This is a genomic window from Methylosinus sp. RM1 (assembly GCF_011378635.1).
GTDB classification, from domain to species: Bacteria; Pseudomonadota; Alphaproteobacteria; order Rhizobiales; family Beijerinckiaceae; genus Methylosinus; species Methylosinus sporium.
On sequence record NZ_WOVC01000033.1, the window covers coordinates 1 to 23,323 of the forward strand.

Sequence of the window (23,323 nt, forward strand, 5' to 3'; positions counted from 1 at the left end):
CGCGGCGCAGGCGCCACTCGCTATATTCGTAAGGCTCGATCGGCAGGGCCTTCATCGCCGGGCGGTCGACCTCCTCGAACAGCTTGCGGCGGGTGACGCCGAGCCGGCGGACCGGTCGCTCCTCGTTGAGATTTTTCAGCATCTCGCCGATGGCGGCGTTGACCTCCGCCAGGCTGTGGAAGGTCCGGCGGCGCAGCCTGCCGAGCAGCCAGCGCTCGACGATCAGCACCGCGGATTCGACCTTCGCCTTGTCGCGCGGTTTTCTCGGCCGCGCCGGCAACAGCGCCGCGCCGTAATGCGCCGCCATGTCGGCGTAGGTGCGATTGACCTGCGGGTCGTAAAAGCAGGCCTTGACGATCGCCGTCTTGGCGTTGTCCGGCACGATGAGCTGCGGGACGCCGCCCACGGCCTCGAGCGCGCTCACATGGGCGTCGATCCAATCGGGGAGCGTCTGCGTCCAGCTCGCCTTGGCGAAAGTGAGGCTCGACGCGCCGAGCACGGCGACGAATATCTGCGCCATGCGAAGCTCGCCGGTGAGCCTGTCGATGACGACCGGGACGCCGTCGCCGGCGTAATCGACGAACAGCCGCTCGCCGGCGGCGTGCGTCTGCCGCATCGTGACCGACAGCGTCTTTTCGAAGGCGCGATAGAGCTCACAAAAGCGCGAATAGCTGTAGCCGCCCGGATTGGCGGCGATATATTCGTCCCACAAAATCGTCAGGGTGACGTGCTTGCGCTTCAACTCGCGATGCACGCCCGCCCAGTCCGGCTCCTCGGCCCGCCGATGGCCTCGTTTGCTGCGCCGGGCGGCGTAGAGCGCCACCGCCAGCGCGTCATCGTTCATTCCCTCCGGCAGCGGCCAGGACAGTCCGGCGCTCTCCGCGCGCTCGATCGTCGCCCGCACCGTCGAGCGCGGCATGTCGAGACGCCGGGAAATCTCGTGCGCCGAAACCGATGTGGACTTCAGCCGAATAATCTCGCGCGCTTGGCGCATCGTAATCCGCTCCGCTGGCATGGACTGCTCCCCTTGGATTGCCAAAGGAGCGATCTGATCAGGCCAACGACGGACCCCGCCACTGCACGAAATCACCCGGGCGGGATCATTCCGTTACAGGGGGGCGAGATCATCTCGTAATCGGGGGGCGCCATCATTCCGTTATGGGGGGCGCCTTCATCTCGTTTTAGGGGGGCGCCTTCCATCGGAATCACCAGGAAGTAATCCGACATCACCAGCTTGATCAAAGTAGCCGTCAAACTTGCTCTGAATTGCCCGGCGATGTCGCGAACAATCTTCAAATTCAAACGCTTGATTTTCCTGATTATCGGTAGAAAAATGTAGTTTGGCAATATGAGGTCAGAGGCGAAATCGTCAGCTTGCTTTTCCGGACTGATTGGAGAGGTCGGGCTGCCGAAGTCACGACCTTCACAGAACAGAATTCGTCCACGGTGGTGATGCCAATGTCCAATTTCGTGGGCGATCGAGAATCGTTGTCGTGTCTCGATACTTAAGCTGTTCACCGATATTATAGCTTTTCGCTGGTTCCCGACTATTAGCGCCTCGCAACCATCGAGCGGACGTCGCTTGACCAACGCGCCCATGTGCCACGCGATGGCTTCCAGATCTATTTCCTTCGGATCGTCAATTCCCAGACTTTGAAGGAGTTTCTCCGCCGGCGTCATTTCCCGTCGTCGCCTTTTTTAAGCTTCTCGAGATCGTCCAAGTCCTCAAGAATTGCTTCGACGTCATTCTCGCTCAGCCCTTTACCCTTGCGTGCCGCCATCATCATCCTATTCGACAGATCGGGATCGCCGGTCTTCAGTTTCTCGAACCGAGCGACCGCACCACTACGGTCTCCGAGTTTGGAGGAGGAGGCGAGGCGCGCCTTCGCATCGGCTAGCTGACTGCGCGTTCGAGCGAAATTGGCCTTGTTCGCCTTGATGATACCCCGAGCGATTGCCGCCTTGGTTCGCGTGATTGCCGCCTCGGGATCGAGCTCCATTTCGCGCAGCTCTTCGTCGAGTTCGCTTTCGGACATGTTCAGGACACTGTCGATGAATGCATCCTCGAATTGATCCAACGGCGTTTTCTTATTGTTCATGGCCGCCACCCTTTGGGAAAGAGCCGCCACGCGACTCGTCGTATCCTCTTGGCGATGTAATCGAGCGCCTTCTGGTCAACGCCGACGAAATCCCGCAACGCTTGCCCTCTCATTCCGTCAGTCCATCCTGCCAAGCAGAGCTGTGCCTCATAGTCGTCTTGCAAGGCATCATTGATCTTTCGAACCATCTCCGCATCTGACATGCTTCGGTCGACCGTTTCGCACTCGATCAAGGCCGCTTCCGCGTTCGGGGACGGATCGACGACCTCCGGCATGCCATCCCCATCGGGATGCCCTGCGGGCGCACGCATCGACACCGCGGACGTCTTGACCTTCTTTCGATGGTTGCTGACGCGGCTACGGATCGTTTGCACCAGGAAAACCACGATCGGGAGGCTACGCGGGCATTTCCTTGTCGTCAGCGCGGCATCGACCGCGTCGGATACGACTTCGTCCACGTCGTAGCCCGTTCCCCGTGAGAGCACCGCCGCGGCCGCCCTGAGTTTCTTGAGCTCAAGCGGCCCAAGCGACCCCAAGGCCTCGCGCAGCTCGTCGAGCGTCAACGAGCCCCCTGTCGCCCCATCATCAATTTCATTTTCAGTCATTGACGGCCCGCATGCTTCTGGCCCTCGACATCAATTGCTCCGTGCCACGTGAATTCGGACAAAAAAATCTGTCCGAAATCGGCATGGGTGGAGCATTCGAAATCAGGACAGCATGGGAATGGTCGCAGGAAATCGCTTCCCGCGCAAATTCTCTTCGTAAAAGGACCGAACTTTGAACTTCAACCCGAAAAGCCTCTCCCCGCTCGGCGTGTCGGAGCCGATCGACGTTCTGCTCGCGGACATCGCGATCAGTGTGCAGCTCTCCAAGACGGAGCACGACAAAGCCGTCGCGCGTTTTGAAACGATGCAGGATTGGATCGACCGCAAGGCCAGCCCGCTGCACGGGCTCGTCAGGCTCATGTATCCCCAGGGCTCCATGGCAATCGGCGCCACTGTAGCGCGCGTGTCGGACAAGGAGGAATATGACATCGACGCGATCGTCGATCTCAACATACGCGCCGACGCCGACCCGCAGGCCGTCTTGGACACGCTCTACGAAGCCATCCGGGGCGAGGAGGGCTCGCGCTATTTCGACATGACGATCCGACACACGCGATGCGTTTGCGTCAGCTACGAGGACGGCATGCACATCGACCTGACGCCCGCCGTGTTGGTTGCGCTTCAGACGCCCCGCACCAGTACCATCTTCCACAGCAAGCCGGAGGATCCCCAGGTCGAAGATCGACGTCTCCTCGCCAATCCTTGGGGCCTCGCCGAATGGTTCAAGGAAAAGACTCCAAAGGACGAGGACTTCGCGCGATATTTCGAGAAACGCTCCTTGGCATTCGACGCCCGGAAAACTACGGCCCGGGCCCCCGCCGAGCCCGTCCCAGATCGGGAGCCGGCCTATCAGAAGTCGCGCGCACTGATCGCCCTCCAACTGATCAAGCGTTGGCGCAACGTTCTGTTCTCACGTCGGGATCGCTTGCGGCTACGTCGGCCGCCCTCGGTCCTGCTGTCTAAGCTGATCGCCGACAACGCTAACCGAACTCGGACGCTGTCCGAAGAAGTGCTGCATCAGGCTTGCTGCCTATTGGCGCGACTCGAGATCGAGAAGGCGCGGGAACGGCTCATTTACGAAGCCAACCCCCGCTGCCCCGCTGACGTTCTCACCGACCGCTGGCCCGCCTCGGACGCGGATCAGGATCTCATGATCGCCGACCTGCGGGACTTCGTGGCCAAGATGCAAGTCCTTCGAAGCGGCAATCTCAGCTTGGCGGAGATGGGCAAGGTACTTGAAGGCCTTTTTGGCGAGCGCCCGGCCAAGAAGGTGCTCGACGAATATGTCAGTCGCTCCGCGCCGGGCGGCAATCGGATCGTTCCGGCGACGGGCCGCGTCATCGGCGCCGCGAGCGGACTCGTGACGCCCGCGGCGGCCAAGCAGCCGGCGGCGCACAACTTCTATGGAAACTGATTTGCGCCCGCTCGCGGTCATCGAGCAGGATAAGGCGATCCGGCGCGACTGGCCGGGCTTTCGACTCCTGTTCGATGGGACTTTCATCGGCGCTTGGGAAGGAAAAGTGACGCCTATCGCTCGCCGCTACACCATCAACATCCGATATTTCCCACGGCTCTATTATTTTGAGACCGGGGTCATAGGGGCGAGTTACGTCACTGTTCGCGTCATCACCCCAACAATCGGTCTCGACCCCCGAGGAATGGGTAAGAGGCCGCCGCATATTTATGTCGATGACGACGGCCAAGGCTTTTCTCTCTGCCTCTATGACCCGCGCGGCGACGAATGGTCCTCCGACCGGCTCATCGCCGAAACGATCATCCCTTGGGCCTGCGAATGGCTCTTCTACTACGAGGGTTGGGAGCTAACCGGCAAATGGGCCGGCGGCGGCAATCATCCCACAAGGAGCGACGAATGTCATACGAACAGCCCGTGCTCCCGCGGTCGGCGGGGTCAATCCCTTCGCGCCGGGTTCCACAGGCTTGGCCGGCAGATCGGGACTTTCGCATCCTCGCTGTCGATGGAGGTGGCATCCGCGGGCTCTTCCCTGCGGGAGTGCTTGCGGATTTTGAGGCGGCCCTCGGCGCCGACGCCTCCATCGTGGATTATTTCGACCTCGTCGCAGGAACCTCCACCGGCGGAATTCTTGCTCTCGGACTCGGCGCGGGCAAGACGGCTCGCGAGATCCGGGATCTCTACCTGCACCGCGGGCCCCAGATCTTCCCGCCCGTGTGGGACAACGCCTTGGGTCGGATCTGGAAATTCGTCCGCAACAACTTCGTGAACGCGGCCTTCCATCGTTACAACCGGCTCGCCCTACGGCGCGTTCTTCAGGAGTTTTTGGGCGAGAAGCTCCTCGGGGAGTCGAAGGTCCGCCACGTGATCCCCTCGTTCGACGGGCGCTTCAGCGAGGTGTTCCTCTTCAAGACGCGGCACCATGCCGACTACGAGCAGGACTGGCGCCGGAAGATGGTCGACGTCGCGTTGGCGACTTCGGCGGCGCCCACCATCTATCGCGCCTTGGACAGCGGCGGCTATCGCCTGATCGATGGCGGCATTTGGGCGAACAACCCTCTCATGCTCGCCATCATCGAGGCGATGGTTGCCTACGACGTGCCGCGCGAGCGTATCAAAGTGCTCAGCATTGGATGTGGGCAGGATCCATTTCACGTGACGCGCCGCATGTCGGTCGGGGGGCTGTTCCATTGGCGCAAGGTCATCGGCGCCGCCATGCACGCCCAGTCGCTAGCCGCAACGAATCAAGCCCGTCTGCTGCTGGGGCCGCAGAATGTTGTCCGGATCGAGCCGGCGATATCCGGGGCTCCCATAGAACTCGACGACTACCGCAGGGCAATGAACGAGCTACTGCCTGCGGTCGGCAATGCGGTCGCCGCGCATCGCGATCGCGTCGGAGCGATGTTTCTTTCTGAGAAGGCCGCGCCGTTCATTCCGTTGCAGTCGTCGGAAAGGGCGGAAAGGAAGGGCCTGAGACCCGAAACCGTTGCGGCAGCCTAGAAATCCCCAGCGAGAACAGTAAGCGGCGCTCGGATGGCCTCACGCTCCTTGATCACGGGCTCGCGCCCCTTGACGGCGCGCTGCCGTTCCTCGTTCGCGATCTCGCGCTCGAATGCGATGTCGTCGGTGGAGGCGGATCGGTGAACGCCGGATCGGACGCTGGACGGGGCCGCATCCTTTTGCACTGCCACGTTATCCGATGTCATGGCTAGCGTGGGCGGGGTTGATCGCAGTCCCGCCCGAGCGTATCGAACAGGCGCAACCTTGGCGAAGCTACAGTTGCCCTGGGCAAGATCAAGGACCGCAACGTGGGCCGAATGTGTTCTCGCCTGCCGAGCGCTATGCCGTCTTCACAGCGCACCGGGAAAGGCGCTGGCTGTGCGGTACTGCAGTCGCACTCGGCGGTGTGCAGGTCGACCACATTATCCCCGAGAGCTTGGAGGTGACGTCGAGGCTGGCGCAGGTCGTCGCCCATCTGGGACGCCCGGTACATTTCAACGTCAACTCCTACGCGAATTGGGCCCTGAATCGCTCGAACGCAGTGAGGCTTGGTGTTCACTATTGAGGCGGTGGACACCATGTGGACACCACGTCGAAAATGAGAAAAGGCCGCCTTGCGGCAAGCCTCTCATATCAATCTGATATTTTTCTAGATTTTTTGGAGCGGGCGAAGGGATTCGAACCCTCGACCCCAACCTTGGCAAGGTTGTGCTCTACCCCTGAGCTACACCCGCATCCATGTCGCCGCGACGCGACGGGGCCCTTATGCCGCAATCGAAGCGTGATTGCAACTGTCTCGGCGACGATCTCGAACGGCTTCGCACAGGCTGTGGATGACTATCTTTTCCCCGCCGGCTGCGCTAATTCCTCTGGCTCCGCGCCGGCGCCCGAAGGGGCGGCCCGGCGCGCGAATTCTTGTACTCCGTCCCTCCGCGAGCGGATTTCCGCCCTTGAGCGCTTCGACCCGAGACGATCCCGACATTCGCCGCCGGCGCATAAGAATTCGCGCATGGCGACGCGGTATGCGCGAAATGGACATATTGATGGGCCGTTTCGTCGACGCGACGATCGACTCTCTGCCCGAGGCCGAGCTCGACGATCTCGAAGCGTTGCTGGACGCGCAGGACGACGAGGTTTTTCGCTGGCTGTCGCGCGCCGCGCCGGTTCCCGCCTGCTACGACACGCCACTCTTCCGCCGGATCGCGGCTTTCCATACGCATGAGAAGCCGCTCGATCTTTGAGAGCATGTTCCCGAAATGACCGATCTCAAATCCGCGGTCGCCCGCCTGGAAAAAGGCGACAAGCTCCGCTTCGTGAATGTCCCGGACGGTTTCGACGCTTTCGTCGCCGCCGATCTCACCCGCGCGCTGGTCCGCGTCGCGGAAGGGCGGCCGGCCGTCTTCGTCCATGTGGCGCGTGACGCGCAGCGCTCGGCGGCTTTTCGCGAGGCGCTGCGATTCGCCGCGCCGGAAGTGGAGGCGCTGGATTTTCCCGGCTGGGATTGCCAGCCCTATGATCGCGTCTCGCCCAACGCCGCTATATCCGCCCGCCGCATGACGGCGCTGGCGCGCCTCGCCCGCTCCAAATCCTCTGCCGAGCGGCCCCGCGTCGTCATGGCGACGGTGGACTGCCTGCTGCAGCGCGTGCCGCCGCTGGAAAATGTCGCCGCCGACACTTTTTCCGCCGCGCCCGGCAATGTGGTGCGTCTCGACGAGCTGGCGCTGTGGCTGGAGACAAACGGCTTTCTGCGCTCCTCCACCGTGCGGGAGACCGGCGAATACGCCCAGCGCGGCGGCATCGTCGATCTCTATGCGCCGGGAATGCCGGGGCCGATCCGCCTCGATTTCTTCGGCGACACGCTCGAATCGATTCGCAGCTTCGATCCCGAGAGCCAGCGCACCACGGGGCAGCTGCGCTCGCTCGATCTCGTGCCGATGAGCGAATTGCGCCTCACCAGCGACACGATGCGGCGCTTTCGCCAGGCCTACACCACGCGCTTCGGCGGCCAGACGCGCGGCGACGCTCTTTATGAGGCGATCAGCGAGGGCCGTCGCCATCAGGGCGCCGAGCATTGGCTGCCGCTGTTCTATGCGCGCATGGGCAGCGTCTTCGATTATGTGGGCGAGGCGCCGCTGCTGCTCGATCCGCTGGTCGAGGAGGCCGCCGGCGAGCGGCTGACGCAGATCGCCGATTATTACGACGCCCGCAAATTCGCCTATGACGCCGCCCCGGCCGACTCCAATTACAAGCCGCTGCCGCCGGACCAGCTCTATCTCACCATAGAGGAATGGCGCGGCAAGCTCGAGGGCCGCAGCCTCGCGACCTTCTCGCCCTTCGCCGCGCCGGACGGCGCCGGCAAGGAGACGGTGGATTGCGCCGCCCGCGCCGGCCGCGATTTCGCGCCCGAGCGCAATGACGAGAACGCCAATGTGTTCGAGGCGGCCGTCGCGCATGTGAAGGCGCTGCGCGGCGCCGGCAGGACCGTCGTCGTCGCCGGCTGGTCGGACGGCTCCTGCGAGCGTCTCGGCAGCGTGCTCGCCGAGCATGGATTGCGCGATCTGAAGACGGTGTCCTCTCTTCCCGCCGCTCTGGCGCTCGGCAAGGGCGCGGCGGCGCTCGCCGTGCTCGGCGTCGAGCATGGTTTCGAGACGGAAGGCCTCGCCATTCTCGGCGAGCAGGACATTCTCGGCGACCGCCTGGTGCGCCGCCGGCGCAAGACCAAGCATACGGAGAATCTGCTCGGCGAAGTCGCCGCGCTCTCGGCCGGCGATCTGGTCGTGCATGTCGATCACGGCATCGGCCGCTTCATCGGCCTCGAGACGATCACCGCCGCCGGCGCGCCGCATGATTGCCTCGAGATTCACTATGCCGGCGGCGACAAGCTCTATCTGCCGGTCGAGAATATCGAGCTGCTGACCCGCTACGGCTCCGAGGATACGGAGGCCGTTCTCGACAAGCTCGGCGGCGTCGGCTGGCAGACGCGCAAGGCGCGGTTGAAGAATCGCATTCGCGAGATGGCCAAGGGCCTCATCGCGATCGCGGCGCAGCGCAGCCTGCGGCAGGCGACCAAGCTCGTCCCGCCGGAAGGTCTCTACGACGAATTTTGCGCGCGTTTCCCTTACGACGAGACGGAGGATCAGGCCGCGGCGATCGAGGCCGTGCTGGACGATCTCGCCTCGGGGCGGCCGATGGATCGGCTCGTCTGCGGCGATGTCGGCTTCGGCAAGACGGAAGTGGCGCTGCGCGCCGCCTTCTGCGCGGCGATCAATGGCCGCCAAGTGGCGGTCGTCGTGCCGACGACTCTGCTCGCGCGCCAGCATTACAAGACTTTCTCGACGCGCTTCTCCGGCCTGCCGATTCGCGTCGCGCAATTGTCGCGCATGACGCACGCCTCCGACATGCGCCTCGCCAAGGCCGGCATTGCGGACGGTACAGTCGACATCGCCGTCGGCACCCATGCCGTGCTCGGCAAGGCGATCTCCTTCAAGGATCTCGGCCTCGTCATCATCGATGAGGAGCAGCATTTCGGCGTCGGCCATAAGGAGCGCTTAAAAGAGCTGCGCGCCGAGGTGCATGTGCTGACGCTCTCGGCGACGCCCATTCCGCGCACTTTGCAGCTCGCCATGACCGGCGTGCGCGAATTGTCGCTCATCGCCACAGCGCCGGTCGATCGCCTCGCCGTGCGCAGCTTTGTTTCTCCGTTTGATCCGCTCATCGTGCGCGAGGCGCTGCTGCGCGAGCGCTATCGCGGCGGCCAGGCCTTCTTCGTCTGCCCGCGCATAGAAGATCTGGAAGACGCCGCCGCATTTTTGCGCGAGGCCGTGCCGGAGGCGAAATTCGTCATGGCGCATGGGCAAATGGCGGCCGGCGATCTCGAAGAGCGCATGACGGCTTTCTACGAGGGGAAATTCGACATTCTCCTCTCGACGACCATCGTCGAATCGGGCCTCGACATTCCGACGGCCAACACGCTCATCGTCTGGCGCGCCGATATGTTCGGCCTCGCGCAGCTCTATCAGCTGCGCGGGCGCGTCGGTCGCTCCAAGACGCGCGCCTATGCGCTGTTCACCACGCCCGCAAACAAGACCATCACGCCGCAAGCGCAGAAGCGTCTCGAAGTGCTGCAGAGCCTCGACACGCTCGGCGCCGGCTTCCAGCTCGCGAGCCATGATCTCGACATTCGCGGCGCCGGCAATCTCTTGGGCGAGGAGCAGTCCGGCCATATCAAGGAGGTCGGCTACGAGCTCTATCAGCAGATGCTGGGCGATGCGATCACTCTGCTGAAGGCCGGCATAGAGGAGCCAGAGGAGGAGGCCTGGTCGCCGACCATCGCCATAGGCGCGCCGGTGACGATACCGGAAGATTACGTTCAGGACCTCACTCTGCGCCTGCAGCTCTATCGGCGTCTCTCGACGCTGGAGACGGATCAGGACATCGAATCCTTCGCGGCGGAATTGATCGACCGTTTCGGCCCGACGCCGCCGGAGGTGGAGCTGCTGCTCAAGATCGTCGCCATCAAGGCGCTGTGCCGAAGAGCGCATGTGGAGAAGCTGGAGGCGGGGCCGAAGGGCGTCATCATCGCCTTCCGCGACGGCAATTTCGCCGATCCCGCCGGCCTCGCGCGCTTCATCATGGAGCCGAGCGCGCAGGCGAAGGTGCGCCCGGATATGCGAATCGTCTTCATCCGCGATTTCGCCGATATGAAGAGCCGGCTCGAGGGCGCGCGCCGCATATTGCGCACGCTGGTGTCGATCGCGGAGAAGAAGAAAGCGGCGTGATCTCGTCGCGCGGCCTCGGTCAATGGCCGCCCTTGGCCTGGTGATAATTCTCCACATTGGTCTGGAAATCGGCGACGCATTTTTGCGGAACCTCGTCGGCGATCTCGGGCCGCGCGTCGAAGCAGCCGCCGAGCATTTCCGGGCCGGGCGGAAATCCCTTGCAGAGCGAGACATAGATCGCATTGCATTCGCGCGAGAGTTTTTCCTCCAGCGTTCTGGCGACGAGCAGGCCGTCGATCAGGTCGCGCGCCTCCTCATTCGTCTTCGCCGCGCCGATGATCATGGGCTCGCCGCGCAGATCGAAGACCATGAGCGTGGAGGCCGCGGCGCCGTCGGCGCGCTGATAGGCGACGCGCACGATCAGCCCGGCCGGCGCGCCGGCGGGATCGAGCCGCCACTCGGCCTGTTTCGCGCCCGTGACATTGGGAAAATTGCCGAGCGAGAAGGCCGAGGCCATGGGCCGTTCCAGCGAATAGAGCGTTTTGCCGCGCTCCAGCACGAGGAAGCTGCGCGGATCATCGTCCACGACATAGACGGAAAAGCCGCCGACGCCGGCGCAGCGGAAAATCGCGGTCCTGTCGCTTTTTTCCAGCGTCCGATTCGCGAGTTTCAGCCGATCGACGGCGGGGCAGTTCTGGAGAGACGTGTATTGCGATTTCAGCTCCGCGGCGGGGGCGGCGGAGGCGAGAGAGGCGAGTGCGAGAAGAGAAAGGGTTATTCCGCGGATCATGCCGGCTCGGCCTTTCGATGCGACGTGGTGCGGCGACTATATAGCGGCCGAAGAAAGGCGGCGCGATGATCGACTTTCGTCTAGCTATGGATTTCCTTCAGGCTCGCCCGGCGGGCGACGCAGACGCGATCGCGGCCCAGCGTCTTGGCGCGATAGAGCGCTTCGTCCGCGCGGCGCATCGCTTGGAAGAAGGTTTCATCCTCGGCGATTTCGGCGACGCCTATGCTGACCGTGATCGGGGGTAGGCGCGGCGTGACATGCAGCGCGGCCGCCTGCCGGATCATCTCGGCGACGCGCCGCCCTTGCGCGCGCGGCGCTCCATCCAGGAAAACGACGAATTCCTCTCCGCCCAGGCGGCCGACGAGCGCGCCTTCGGGAGTCGTCAGCCGCAGCAGCGCGGCGAAATATCTCAAGACCTCGTCGCCGACCGCATGGCCGAATCGATCGTTGACCCGTTTGAAATGATCGAGATCGACGAGGGCGACCGTCGCCGGATCGCCCTCGGCGCGGACGCGCGCCAGCAAAGGCGCGCAAGCGAGGTCGAATCCGCGCCGGTTCAACAGCCCGGTCAATTGATCGGTCTCCGCCGCGCGGCGAGCCTCGGAGATCGCCCGTTGCGCGACCAGGAGCAAGGTGAGCAGCCCGGCCGCGATCAGCAGAACGCCCGTCACCGATTGCGAGACGATCGCGTAGGAGCTCGCGACATATTCGCTCGACGTGCGGCCGACGCCGTAGGCCGTCGCGAAAAAGGGCTTTGCGATGAAATGCGCGGCGATCACCCCATAGAGGCCGGCGAGCGCGATTTCGAGCGCCCCGCGTCGGCTCGCGAGCAGGATGATCCAGCCGCAGCAGGCGGTCGCCAGAGCATAGGGCGTCTGATAGACGAGGTTGAAGGCGAGACTGTCTTGCGGCCATTCGCCGATCGCCGCGCCGCTGAGCAGCGCCGCGCAATAGAGCCCGGCGACCGCGCTCCAGCGCGGGCCGCGATCGTAGAAGCGGGCGAGAGAGGCCGTCATCAAAAACAGGCCCGCGCAAAAGCCGACATAGTTCAGGGCGCCGAAGAAATCGGGCCAGAGGCCGAAGCGAATGACGAAAAGGCTCAGCGGCGCCACCATTCCCAGCATATAGCTCGCGGCGAACCACAGCGCCCGGCGGTCGGCCGGATTGGCCAGCGCGACGAAGGCGAAGCTCGCGGCGAACAGCGCCGCGATCATGATATTGACGATGAGAGCGTAGGACGCGCCGAGCATGGGACTCCCGAGACGCCGGGAATAGACCTATAAGGTTGACAATTCGCGTCATTTTCATGTCGGCGGCGCCGATCGGCCAGCCGCCGCGGCTGCGCCGATCATTGGAGGACGAAAGATTGCGATCGAATGATAGAGAGACGTCGACCGGCCTCATCGCGCATTGGCGCGCCATTCCGCTCTATGCGCGCATCATCGTCGCCGTGGCGCTCGGCGTCGGCGCCGGCCTCGCGCTCGGCGATTGGGCGCATATCCTCGAGACGCCGGCCAAGCTCGTCCTGCGCCTGCTGGGCGCGCTGGCGCCGCCGCTGATCCTGCTCGCCATCGTCCAGGCGCTCATGCGCGCGCATCTCGCCGGCGGGCAGGCGCTGCGCCTCGTTACTCTACTCCTCACCAATACTCTGGCGGGGATCTTCATCGGACTCGCCGTGGCCAATGTGCTGCAGCCGGGCGCCTGGACGACGGCCGCTCCCGGCGCACCGGCGAAATCTGCGGGCGGCGGGGCCGATCCGCTGACGCAATTTCTCGACAGCGTGCCGAAGAGCATTCTCGGACCTTTCGGCGACAATGGCGCGGTGATGGGCGTCATCTTCATCGCCGTCGCTTTCGGCGTCGCGCTGCGCGGGCTGCGAACTCACGAAGTGCGCACGGTGGAGGATCTCGTGCATGTGGCGCTTTCGAGCCTCATCGCCATTCTGTATTGGATCATCGACGTCGTGCCGCTCGCCGTCTTCGGCCTCATCGCCAGCATCGTCGGCGTCAGCGGCTTTCGGGATTTTCTGGCGCTCGGCGGATTTTTCATCGCCGTGCTGACGGCGCTGGCGCTGCAATTTCTCTATTATGCGCTGCGCATATGGCTCGGCTCCTGGGCGAACCCGCTGCATGTGGTCGCCGGCGTGCGCGATGCGCTGCTGATGGCCTTTTCGACCGGCAGCTCCACGGCGACCATGCCGCTCACCTATGAGCTGCTGCGCGAACGCGTCGGCCTGCGCGAGCAATCAGCCAGCATGGGCGCGCTGATCGGCTCCAATTTCAACAATGACGGCACGGCGCTCTATGAGGCGATGGCCGCGCTCTTCGTCGCGCAATTGCTGGGAATGCATCTGACCTTCACGCAGCAGATTCTGGTGGTGCTGACCTCGGTCGTCGCCTCCGTGGGCGCGGCCGGCATTCCAGAGGCAGGCCTCGTGACCATGACCATGGTGTTTCGCGCCGTCGCGCTGCCGACGGATTATATCGCGCTGCTGCTGACGATCGACTGGCTCTTGGACCGCTGCCGCACCGCGATCAATGTGATGGGCGATGTAACGGTGAGCTGCCTGCTGGATGGGAAGGTGAAGGAGGAAACGCGGGAAGCTTCCTGAGGCGGCGCCCGACGCTTCGCTCGTCCTTCGAGAAACAGCGCCCTTTCAATCGGCGCCGACAAGTCGCCGAGTGGAAACAGTCGCCGCGGTCGAGCAAAGAACCGGAAAAATATTCGAGGCACTGTGCAGCGCGCGGGCCTCGCCCGTCCTCCGATCGGAGAGGGACCTTGAAGGAATCGCTCGCACATTGCGCTGCGGCCGGACTACTACTGGTCGCGCTGCTGCGGCCGACGTCGGGAGCCGATCCGGCCCGCGCCTCCGCCTATGCTTGGGTTCCCGAGACGATTTCGACGGACGGCCAGCGGCTGCTGGCGAAAATCGGCGGCGATCACGCCGTCATCCCCACTTTGCCGGAGCCCGGCGATCATGACGGCTGGACGCGGCTGCAGGCGGCGGCCGCTGCGGCGCGCGAGGTCGATCTCGCGGCCGTGCGGGCGAAGGGCGTCGCCGTGTTGCGGATCGAGACCGACGGCGTCTCTTATTTCGACATTGCGCCGAATGGGCTCGTCGATGACGGATCGGTCGTCGTCTATCTCCATGGCGGCGCCTTCGTGTTTTTCGACGCGCGCGGCGCGCTCGAGGGAATGGCGAAGCTCGCGCACGTCTTTCGCCGTCGCATCGTCATCGTCGATTATCGCCTCGCGCCTGCGGCGAAATGGCCGCAGATCACCGGAGATGTGGTCGCCGTCGTGAAGCATTTGCTCGCCGGCGGCGCGCAAATGCGGCGCATCGCCATGTTCGGCGATTCCGCCGGCGGCAATCTCGCGGTCGCGACGACGCTGAAGATGCGCGACGAAGGCCTCGGCCTGCCGGGCGCGGTGGCGACATGGTCGCTGACGGCGGATTTCCGCAACGCCGCCGACACGCGCGTCACGCTGCGCGACGCCGATCCGATCATGTCCTACGAGCGCCAGATCAAAAACGCCATGCTCGCCTATGCGGACGAGAAGGATTGGGCGCATCCTCATGTCTCGCCGGTTCATGGCGATTTCGAGAAAGGCTTTCCGCCCGCTCTCATTCAGGCGGGCACGCGGGAAATTCTGCTCAGCGATTCGGTGCGGCTGTATCAGGCGATCGAAGCGGCGGGCGGGACCGCCAAGCTCGACGTCTATGAAGGAATGCCGCATGTGTTCCAGGGGCAGATTCCGAACGCGCCGGAATCGCGCCTCGCCGTCGCCAAGATGAAAGCCTTTTTCGACCAGCATCTCGCGCGCTGAGCGAGGCCATGCTCACCCGTGCACGCCCGGCGCCTCGCGCCCGGTGCGGGCGACATATTCCGTATAGCCGCCGCCGAACTGATGCACGCCCTCCGGCGTCACCTCCAGCACGCGATTGGAGAGCGCCGCCAGAAAGCGCCGGTCGTGCGAGACGAACAGCATTGCGCCCTCATAGGCCGCGAGCGCCTCGACCAGCATCTCCTTGGTGCCGAGATCGAGATGGTTTGTCGGCTCGTCCAGCACCAAAAAATTCGGCGGATCAAAGAGCATTTTCGCCATCACCAGCCGCGCCTTCTCGCCGCCGGAGAGCACGCGGCATTTTTTCTCCACATCGTCGCCGGAAAAGCCGAAGCAGCCGGCGAGCGTGCGCAGCGCGCCTTGCCCCGCTTGCGGAAATGCGTCCTCGAGAGATTCGAAGACGCTGTGCTCGCCGTTCAGCAGCTCCATGGCGTGCTGCGCGAAATAGCCCATCTTCACATTGGCGCCGAGCGCCGCCGCGCCTTCGTCCGGCTGGGCGGCGCCGGCGATGAGCTTCAATAGCGTGGATTTGCCGGCGCCATTGACGCCCATCACGCACCAGCGCTCCTTGCGCCGCACCTGAAAATCGAGCCCCTCGTAAATGCTGCGCGAGCCATAGCGCTTGGAGACGCGCGAGAGCGTCGCCACCTCCTCGCCGGAGCGCGGCGCCGGCGCGAATTCGAAAGCGACCGATTGGCGCCGGCGCGGCGGCTCGACGCGCTCGATCTTGTCGAGCTTCTTCACGCGGCTCTGCACCTGCGCGGCGTGCGAGGCGCGCGCCTTGAAGCGCTCGATGAACTTGATCTCCTTGGCGAGCATGGCCTGCTGCCGCTCGAATTGCGCCTGCTGCTGCAATTCGTTCTGCGCACGCTGGCGCTCGTAGAATTCATAATCACCGGAATAGGAGTTGAGCGAGCCGCCGTCGATCTCGATGATCTTGTCGACGATGCGATTCATGAACTCGCGATCATGCGAGGTCATCAGCAGCACGCCGGGGTAGCCTTTCAAAAATCCCTCGAGCCAGATCAGGCTCTCGATATCGAGATGGTTGCTCGGCTCGTCGAGCAGCATGGCGTCCGGGCGCATCAGCAGAATGCGCGCCAGCGCGACGCGCATCTTCCAGCCGCCCGATAGTTGGCCCACATCCCCGTCCATCATTTCCTGGCTGAAGCCGAGACCTGCCAGCACCTCGCGCGCGCGGCCGTCCAGCGCATAGCCGTCTAGCTCCTCGAAACGCGCCTGCACCTCGCCATAGCGCTCGAGGATCGCGTCGAAATTCTCCGCCGCATCAGGATCGGCCATCGCCGCCTCCAGCTCGGCGAGCTCCGCGGCGACGGCGCTCACCGGGCCGGCGCCGTCCATCACCTCGGCGACGGCGCTGCGGCCGGCCATTTCTCCGACATCCTGGTTGAAATAGCCGATGGTGACGCCGCGATCGACCGACACCTGGCCTTCATCCGGCCGCTCCTGGCCCGCGATCATGCGGAAGAGCGTCGTCTTGCCGGCGCCATTGGGGCCGACCAGTCCGACCTTCTCGCCGGGAAGCAGCGCCGCCGACGTTTCGATGAAGAGGAGCTGCTGGCCGTTCTGCTTGCTGATGTTCTCGAGGCGTATCATGTCCGCGCGCTTATCTGTGAATTGCGCGGGTCTTATGACATAGCGAGGCGGATTCCCGAAACCGGGCGGGTAGAGGGCGAATTCGTCCACACCCCGCCGGCGCGGGGAGAGGAAAAGCGAGCGCGATTTACGCCACGCCCTTCTCATTGAGGAAGGAGCCGTAGAGCTTGTCGATCTTCGGAATATGATCGGTCAGCCAGCCGACGAGAAAGGCCGCCGTATCGGCGGTCACTTCCGTCTCGCCGGCGTGAAATTTCTTCTGCAGATCGAGCGCGGCGGCGACCAGCTTGTCGTGCTCGGCCTTGTGGCCCGGATAGGCGGGATAACCATAGGCTTCGAAATTCGCTTCTTCCGAGGCGAAATGTTCGGCCACATAAGCGATGAGCGCGTCGAGGTCGCGGCCGACGGCGTCGCGGTCGCCACTCGCGACCGAATCGCCGAGAACATTCAGCAGTCTGAAAATTTCCTGATGCTCTATGTCATGCTTGGAGACGTTGGTGGCGAATTGCTCGGGCGTCCAGGTGATGAGCGACATGCCTTTTCCTCCATCGAATGATTGGTTCGATCGAGGCGCGCCGCGACCGAACGAAGAGTCGCGTAAAGGTCGTGTCGCCGCGCGTCGTTGACGGGCGTCAATAAAGGACGAATCGCCGCTGCGGCATGATGCGGCCTTAAGGGCGAGACGAGAGCGGGCCTGAAGGCTGGCATCGCGGCTTCACGCCTGCGCTTTGGCCGTCTGGCTCTTCTGTTTGCGCCTGCGCTTCTGCTCCACGGCGCCAGGGCGCGCGGATGCGGCGGCGGCGCGCTCCTTCTCCTGGCGCAGCGAGCCGGTCATCGCGGCGACGAGCCTCTGCGCGGCGCGCGGCGGCGTCGAGCGCATCAGCGCGACGAGCGAGCGTATGCGCTCCACATCCGGGGCCTCGCGATCCGCGCCCAAGAAGATGCGGATCGCCGTATCCTCCGAAACGCCGAGCGCGAGAAGGGCGAGCGCCAGCGCTTCGCCGCCCTTGTCGGCGAGAATGGCGCGCGCGCGCGATTTGCGGCAGTCGAGCGCTTCCGCGAGCGCCTCGGCCAGTCCCTCGAAATCGCGTGCTAGGGCGCAGGCGTCGATCTCCTCGGCCAGCGCCGGCGTCGGCCGCGCGACATATTCCGGCCCGTTGGAGACGAGAGCCCGCGTCGCCGCCTCCAGCAGAATGCGCGAGCGCTCGCCGGCGTCGGCGGCGAGGAACAGCGCCTCCGGGTCGAGCGCGAGATCGGCGCGGTCCAGCAATATGCGGGCGAGCCGCAGATCGTCGCGCGCGGCCTGCAGCAGCGAGCGCCGCGCCGCTTGATCGAGATGCAGGCGGCGATTGGCGGCGAGCGCGCAGAGCACCTCGCTCTCGCCGCGCGAGGCGAGGCCGGCGGCGATCTTGCGCTCGAGAGAGGAGCGGCGGGCGATGGCGATGGCGAGCTCGGCCGAGCCATGCTCGGCCAGCGCGCGGACGAGGCCGGCGTGGATCGACGGCGCATATTCTATGGCGATGCGCGAGACGCGCCCGCCCTTGTCGAGAAGCCGCGCGATGATCCCGCGCGGCGTGTCCGGATGGCGACACAGTTCCAGAGCCCGCTCGGCCACCACATCGGCGTCGAGCATCTCGATGAAGCCTCCGACCAGCGTCTCGAACTGCTCGACATCGGCCGCCGGATGCAGCGGACGCGCGACGAACTGGTCGACGATCTCGCGGAACAGGACCGCCTCGGCCTTCCGCCTTTCGCTTTCGCCTCGTGGCATATACGCACCAATCGCAAACTAAATACACGATCGGCGATATTAGCGTGCGGACATTGACGCAACATTAACCCTCGGCGTCCCCTAATCGCCCCATCGACCTGACGCGCGATTTGCGCGCTTCATTGCGGGGGCGATGAAATGGGCGAATTGATAGATTTTTCCGCGAGGGCGAGACCGGCGGCCGCGGCGCCGCCCATCGTCGGCGAGGCGCAAATTCTTTTCTTTCTGGGCGTGCGCTATGTGCGGCCGGAGGAGGCGGCGACCAAAACGCCGGGCGGCGGCAAGGCGTCGAGCGGCGGCCGCAAGCGCAAACGCCGGGCGTGATCGGTCAGTCGGCGAGAATCAGCGCCCAATAGACCTTGTATTTCGCATTGGGCGCATAGGCGGTCGCGATTCCCATGCGCGTCGCTTTCTTCATCAGCAAATTCTTATTGTGCGGCGGCGACTGCCGCCATCCAGAGAAAGCTTCGGCGAGCGTGTGATAGCCGGCCGAGACATTCTCCGCGGCGCTGACGCTGCGCATCCCGCGCGCGGTGAGGCGCATGTCCAGCGTTCCGCGCACCTCATGGCTCAACGAATTGGCGCTCGCCATGGCGCTCGCCTGCGCCTGCGCGGCCTCTTGCAATGTGGGGTCCAGCGCCAGCGCCGAGAGCCCGTTGTTGCCGCGATAGAGCGAGATCATCTCCCGCGCCGCCTGCGCGTCGACGCGCGCGTTCGGCGCAGCGAGCGAGCGATAGAAGCTCGGCTGCTCGGGCTCTTTCGGCAGGCGGCTCTCGCTCGTGCAAGAGGCGAGCGCGAGAAGCGCCGCGGCCGGCGCGAGGAAGCGAAGGGAGCGAGACATGCGGCTTTCGTCTGTGAGTGGAACGAAACGGAATGCGCGCGCCTTCTACACTCATTCGCCAGCCACCGCATAGTCCCGCTCGCGTCCGCTCTCCAGCGCGCGCGGCGAGGGCGCGAAAGGCTCCAGCCCCATCACCTGCACCACCGCCGGCGCCGGCGCGGGGGCGGAAATCTTCACCTCCGCCTCGGCGAAGCGGCGGTAGATGTCGAAGAGCAGATCGCTCTTCACCCGCGTCGCCTGCTCGACATCCTCGACATAGCACCAGAGCTCGAAACGGAAGGCCGTCTGCTCCATGGAGAGGAACATCACTTGCGGCGCCGGAATGCGCAGCAGCCCGTCCTGCGCCTTGGCGGCGGCGAGCAGAAGCTCGCGGATCTGCACGGGATCGACGCCCGAATGCGGGGCGATGGCGATTTTGATGCGGCCGATGCGATCGTTGCGCAGCCAATTCTTGACGACGCCGGAGACGAGATTGGAATTGGGCACGATCATCGTGGCGCGGTCGAAAGTCTCGATCTCGGTGGAGCGCACATTGATGCGCTTCACATAGCCCTGCTCCTCGCCGAGCACGACCCAATCGCCGACGCGGATCGCCCGCTCCCACAGCAATATGAGGCCGGAGACGAAATTATTGACGATCGATTGCAGGCCGAAGCCGATGCCGACCGACAGCGCGCCGGCGACGATGGCGAGCCGCTCGAGGCTGAGGCCGAGCTCGGCCAGCGCCACGGCGACCGCCAGAATGAATCCGGCGTAGCCGAGGCTGGCGCCGATGGAATGGCGCAGGCCCATGTCGAGCCGTGTCAGCGGCAGCAGGCGCTGATCGAGCCAGCGGCGCAACGCCTTGGTCGCCCCGTAAGTGAGCGCGAAAAGGGCGAGCGCCGTCGCCATTCCGGCCGGCGAGATGGTGACCTCGCCGATTTTGAAACCGGCATAGGCGGTCTGCAGATTGCCGAAGAAATCGCCGGATTGGAAACCGTAAGGGACCAGAGCGACGAAGAGCGCGAAGGCGTAGAGGCCGAGCGTCGCGACGCCGGTCAACACCACAGCGAGCTGGCAGAGCGATTCTTGCCTCGCGCCGAAACCGGAGACGAGGGTCCGCCCGAGCGGCGTCTCCGGCTGGAAGAGGCGCTGAAGGCCGGTCTCGACGAAGGCGAGCAGCAGATAGAGCGCCGTGCCGACCGCCGCGAGCCAGGCGAGCTGCAACACCAGAAAATTGGCGAAGGCGACATAGCCCGCCGCCAGCGCGCCCGTGATGACGACGATCTCCACCCAGGCGAGCAGACGAAGGGCATAGATCCGGTCGCGCCCGTCGAGATCGGCGCCGGGGTCGCCCTCGCATGTCTCATGGCGCGTCGCCACGGTGACGATGAGAAAGACGATGGCGATGAACAAGGCGCCGGCGCCGCGCGTCAGCACGATCACCGGAAGGCTCGCCTGCACGAATTCGGCGATCTGCTCCAGAACGCGCGTCGCCGCGGCGACGAAGCCGATGAGAACCGCGAGATAGAGCATCCGCCGCGAGAGTCGATCGCCCAAGCCGACGAGCCGCCATTGTGGCAGGCCCGGCGCCAGCAGTCCGCGCGCCAGCCCATAAGAAACAGCGACGAAAGTCACGGATTCGGACAGTCGCCGGCCGAGGGGTGCGAGAACGGCGTCCTCGAGCTGAAAGCCGTCGAGCGCCAAAGCGACGGCCGCGACGATGGCGATCGGCAGCGCTGCGGTCACAATGGTCGTCGTCAACGCCGCCGCCGCCTTGCGGAACCGATCCGGCGCCTCGACCTCGGCCTCGCGCTTCGAGAAGCGGCGGGCGAAGAGAAGCGCCGGGACGCCGAGCAGCAACGTGAAAAATATCGTCGCCAGAAAAGTCTCGATCTGCCCATTGCGCAGCCGCGCCGAGACGGCCTCTCCGCGCTGCTCCAGCAGCAGGCCGAAAATCTTGGCGTCATAGGGCAGCTCCTGCAGAGCGGCGCTCCACAGAGCAGGGGAGAACAGCCCGCTGGTGCGCAGGAACAGCGTCTTGGCGAAGAGCGCCCGCTGCCGCGCGCGGATCGCCAGAGCGGTCTGCCGCGTCTCGATCGACAGCGCACGCGCGCGCTTCAGCGTCGCGTCCACCTCCTCATAGAGCTTTTTCTGTTCCGCCCATTCGGCGTTGACGCTCGCCGTCGCCAGCGAGCCGCTGTCCACGGCCGGAGCCGGCGCCGGACTGGTCGCGGGCGAGGAACGCATTTCGGCCGAGGCCTTGGCGATGACCGCCCGGCCGTTGCCGGGCGCGCGCGCTCCCTTGCCCGGGGCGGGCTCCTCCTTCTTGGGCGGAGCCTCGGCCGGAGCCGGAGCCGGCGCGGCGGCTGGAGCCTCCTTCGTCTCGCTCGTGGGCTTAGCGGGGCCCGAGAGCTCGTCGAGCCGCGCCTGCAGCGCCGCGAGGCGCGGCGTCAGCCGCTCGACCACATCCTGCAGCTCGGCCGGGAGCGCATCGACCCGATCGCGCAGGCTCTTGAGCGTGGCGTCGTTGAGCGAGGGATCGGCGAGGGCCGCCTCCACCTCGTCGAGCGTCGCGCGGGCGAGGTCGAGCCGCGCGTTGAACTGCTCCAGCGAGGAGGAGGGCTCGGCGGCGAAGGCCGCGCTCGTGACGAAGAGGATGAGGCAGAGGGCGAGAAACCGGCGCAAGGCGGAGCTTTCGGTGGTGAGACGAGCCATATGAGCAATGAGACGAAAAATTCGCCAATCTTGCGGCGGCGGCGAGAGTTCCGCTGCTCGCGCGGGACTATCAGTCTCCCGCCGGGTAGCGATGCCGCCCTCCGGCGCGGTCGCGGACGCGCCAGCCGCCGTCCTCGTCCTGCTCCAGATGCGATTGCTGGAGCGGAACCTTACCGAAGCCGCCGGGAATGTCGAGAACGTAAGAGGGCAGCGCGATTCCCGAGAGCCGCCGCGCCAGCTCGGCGTAGAGCGCGCGCCCACGCTCCAGCGAGAGGCGGAAATGCCCGGTTCCGGGCGCGAGATCGGGATGATGCAGATAGTACGGCTCGATCTGCGCCCGCACCAGAGCGCGCATCAGCTCTTCTAGAGTATCGACCGCATCATTGACGCCGGCGAGCAGCACGGTCTGCGCCAGCGTCGAAATCCCAGCGCTCTGGATGCGGCCGACGGCCGCGCGCGCCGGAGCCGAGAGCTCGCGCGCGTGATCGACATGCATCACCATATAGACGGCCTTGCCGCTCGCCTTCAGCGCCGCGAGCCGTTCCGCCGTCACGAGGCGCGGCGCCGCGGTCGGCGCGCGCGTATGGATGCGCAGCACGGCGACATGGGGAATGGCGGCGAGCTTTTCGGCCGCTGCGGCGAGACGCCGCGCCGAGAGCGCCAGCGGATCGCCGCCGGTGAGAATGACCTCGAAAATCTGCGGCCGCTCCGCGACATAGGCCAGCGCCCTCGCCAGCGCCTCGTCGGAGAGCGTCGCGCCCTTGCCGAGGCCGACGGTCTCGCGGCGGAAGCAGAAACGGCAATAGACCGGGCACACGGAGAGCAGCTTGAGCAGCACGCGATCGGGATAGCGGTGCACCAGCCCTTCGGCGGGGCTGAAGGCGTCGTCGCCGATCGGATCGGAGCGCTCCTCCGGGCGCGTCTCCAACTCGCGCGGGTCCGGCAGAAATTGCCGGGCGATCGGATCGGCGGGGTCGGCGCGGTCGATCAGCGCGGCGATTTCCGGCGTCACGGCGACGCTATAGCGGGCCTCGACGGCGCGCAACGCTTCCGCGCCCGCCGGATCCACGAGCCCGGCGGCGACCAGATCGGCCACGGATTTGAGCGTCGCCTCCGCCTCATTGCGGGCGGGCGATCCGAAGCCGTGGGACGGCTCCTGATTCGTTTCCTCGCCGCGCTCCGCGCGATAACGGGCTCTGTCCTCGGTCATCTGGCCGCTTATACGGCCGAATCCGCGCGTAGCAATGGGGCCGCGCCCGCCGAATCGGCGAGCGTCGCTGTTTTCCGGGCGCGACTGGGCGGGAGCCGAAAGTTTGAGCGTGGACGACTTACGGAATGATTTGCACTCTGGCGGCTTGTGAATATAGT

19 protein-coding genes and 1 tRNA gene are annotated in these 23,323 nt (G+C 65.0%); 7 read left to right on the forward strand and 13 right to left on the reverse strand.

Going from position 1 to position 23,323, the window contains the following annotated elements; all coding sequences use genetic code 11:
- The 4 genes from istA to FMZ75_RS17250 form a co-directional block, all read right to left on the reverse strand.
- Window positions 1-994 (reverse strand): IS21 family transposase (istA, locus tag FMZ75_RS17235; RefSeq protein ID WP_246729042.1); only part of this gene is annotated, 994 nt, incomplete at its 3' end.
- Between the two features lie 92 nt (window positions 995-1,086).
- Window positions 1,087-1,680: an ImmA/IrrE family metallo-endopeptidase gene (locus FMZ75_RS17240; protein WP_166144568.1), complete on the reverse strand. Its 594-nt coding sequence runs from the start codon at window positions 1,678-1,680 to the stop codon at window positions 1,087-1,089.
- Window positions 1,677-2,099, reverse strand: coding sequence for a hypothetical protein (locus FMZ75_RS17245; protein ID WP_166144571.1), 423 nt, complete (start codon window positions 2,097-2,099; stop codon window positions 1,677-1,679). Before FMZ75_RS17245 ends, FMZ75_RS17240 begins: the two co-directional genes overlap by 4 nt.
- On the reverse strand, window positions 2,096-2,704 hold the full coding sequence (locus tag FMZ75_RS17250) for a hypothetical protein (RefSeq protein ID WP_166144574.1): 609 nt from the start codon (window positions 2,702-2,704) through the stop codon (window positions 2,096-2,098). The genes FMZ75_RS17245 and FMZ75_RS17250 overlap by 4 nt, the downstream gene beginning before the upstream one ends.
- Window positions 2,705-2,876: 172 nt before the next feature.
- On the opposite strand from FMZ75_RS17250, the gene FMZ75_RS17255 reads away from it, so the two are divergent.
- Entirely contained in the window at window positions 2,877-4,118 is a 1,242-nt protein-coding gene (locus FMZ75_RS17255) for a nucleotidyltransferase (RefSeq protein WP_166144577.1), read from the forward strand.
- A 456-nt stretch (window positions 4,119-4,574) separates the two neighbouring features.
- Entirely contained in the window at window positions 4,575-5,675 is a 1,101-nt protein-coding gene (locus FMZ75_RS17260; RefSeq protein WP_166144580.1) for a CBASS cGAMP-activated phospholipase, read from the forward strand.
- A gap of 659 nt (window positions 5,676-6,334) precedes the next feature.
- Here the strand turns inward: FMZ75_RS17260 and FMZ75_RS17265 are convergent.
- Window positions 6,335-6,409: transfer RNA gene (locus FMZ75_RS17265), tRNA-Gly, on the reverse strand.
- Window positions 6,410-6,508: 99 nt separating this feature from the next.
- On the opposite strand from FMZ75_RS17265, the gene FMZ75_RS17270 reads away from it, so the two are divergent.
- Together FMZ75_RS17270 and mfd are read left to right on the forward strand one after the other, a co-directional pair.
- A complete protein-coding gene (locus tag FMZ75_RS17270; RefSeq protein ID WP_166144583.1) occupies window positions 6,509-6,916 on the forward strand; it encodes a succinate dehydrogenase assembly factor 2 in 408 nt (135 codons plus the stop codon).
- Between the two features lie 15 nt (window positions 6,917-6,931).
- The gene (mfd, locus tag FMZ75_RS17275) at window positions 6,932-10,453 is read left to right on the forward strand and encodes a transcription-repair coupling factor (protein WP_166144586.1); all 3,522 of its coding nucleotides are present in this window, start codon (window positions 6,932-6,934) and stop codon (window positions 10,451-10,453) included.
- Between the two features lie 19 nt (window positions 10,454-10,472).
- Here the strand turns inward: mfd and FMZ75_RS17280 are convergent, their stop codons facing one another.
- Entirely contained in the window at window positions 10,473-11,183 is a 711-nt protein-coding gene (locus FMZ75_RS17280) for a hypothetical protein (RefSeq protein ID WP_166144589.1), read from the reverse strand.
- An 80-nt stretch (window positions 11,184-11,263) separates the two neighbouring features.
- The gene (locus FMZ75_RS17285; RefSeq protein WP_166144592.1) at window positions 11,264-12,433 is read right to left on the reverse strand and encodes a GGDEF domain-containing protein; all 1,170 of its coding nucleotides are present in this window, start codon (window positions 12,431-12,433) and stop codon (window positions 11,264-11,266) included.
- Between the two features lie 35 nt (window positions 12,434-12,468).
- Between FMZ75_RS17285 and FMZ75_RS17290 the strand changes: the two genes are divergently transcribed.
- The gene (locus FMZ75_RS17290; RefSeq protein WP_246729043.1) at window positions 12,469-13,794 is read left to right on the forward strand and encodes a dicarboxylate/amino acid:cation symporter; all 1,326 of its coding nucleotides are present in this window, start codon (window positions 12,469-12,471) and stop codon (window positions 13,792-13,794) included.
- Between the two features lie 167 nt (window positions 13,795-13,961).
- On the forward strand, window positions 13,962-15,011 hold the full coding sequence (locus FMZ75_RS17295; protein WP_166144595.1) for an alpha/beta hydrolase: 1,050 nt from the start codon (window positions 13,962-13,964) through the stop codon (window positions 15,009-15,011).
- Between the two features lie 12 nt (window positions 15,012-15,023).
- On the opposite strand, the gene FMZ75_RS17300 is transcribed toward FMZ75_RS17295, so the two are convergent.
- The 3 genes from FMZ75_RS17300 to FMZ75_RS17310 all read right to left on the reverse strand — a co-directional run bounded on the left by FMZ75_RS17300 (window position 15,024) and on the right by FMZ75_RS17310 (window position 18,417).
- Entirely contained in the window at window positions 15,024-16,646 is a 1,623-nt protein-coding gene (locus tag FMZ75_RS17300; protein WP_166144598.1) for an ABC-F family ATP-binding cassette domain-containing protein, read from the reverse strand.
- A gap of 127 nt (window positions 16,647-16,773) precedes the next feature.
- Window positions 16,774-17,181, reverse strand: a complete 408-nt coding sequence (locus FMZ75_RS17305) for a bacteriohemerythrin (RefSeq protein ID WP_108915901.1) — start codon at window positions 17,179-17,181, stop codon at window positions 16,774-16,776.
- 180 nt (window positions 17,182-17,361) lie between these two features.
- Window positions 17,362-18,417 carry a DUF2336 domain-containing protein gene (locus FMZ75_RS17310; RefSeq protein ID WP_142861814.1) on the reverse strand — a complete coding sequence of 352 codons (1,056 nt, stop codon included), beginning with the start codon at window positions 18,415-18,417 and terminating at the stop codon, window positions 17,362-17,364.
- 138 nt (window positions 18,418-18,555) lie between these two features.
- Between FMZ75_RS17310 and FMZ75_RS17315 the strand changes: the two genes are divergently transcribed.
- Complete coding sequence (locus tag FMZ75_RS17315) at window positions 18,556-18,741, forward strand: hypothetical protein (RefSeq protein ID WP_166144601.1); 186 nt, start codon at window positions 18,556-18,558, stop codon at window positions 18,739-18,741.
- 4 nt (window positions 18,742-18,745) lie between these two features.
- Here the strand turns inward: FMZ75_RS17315 and FMZ75_RS17320 are convergent, their stop codons facing one another.
- The 3 genes from FMZ75_RS17320 to FMZ75_RS17330 form a co-directional block, all read right to left on the reverse strand.
- Window positions 18,746-19,258: a CAP domain-containing protein gene (locus FMZ75_RS17320; protein WP_108915898.1), complete on the reverse strand. Its 513-nt coding sequence runs from the start codon at window positions 19,256-19,258 to the stop codon at window positions 18,746-18,748.
- Between the two features lie 51 nt (window positions 19,259-19,309).
- Window positions 19,310-21,925, reverse strand: a complete 2,616-nt coding sequence (locus FMZ75_RS17325) for a DUF3772 domain-containing protein (protein WP_246729044.1) — start codon at window positions 21,923-21,925, stop codon at window positions 19,310-19,312.
- 100 nt (window positions 21,926-22,025) lie between these two features.
- Entirely contained in the window at window positions 22,026-23,165 is a 1,140-nt protein-coding gene (locus FMZ75_RS17330) for a lysine-2,3-aminomutase-like protein (RefSeq protein ID WP_166144607.1), read from the reverse strand.
- Window positions 23,166-23,323: the final 158 nt, after the last annotated feature.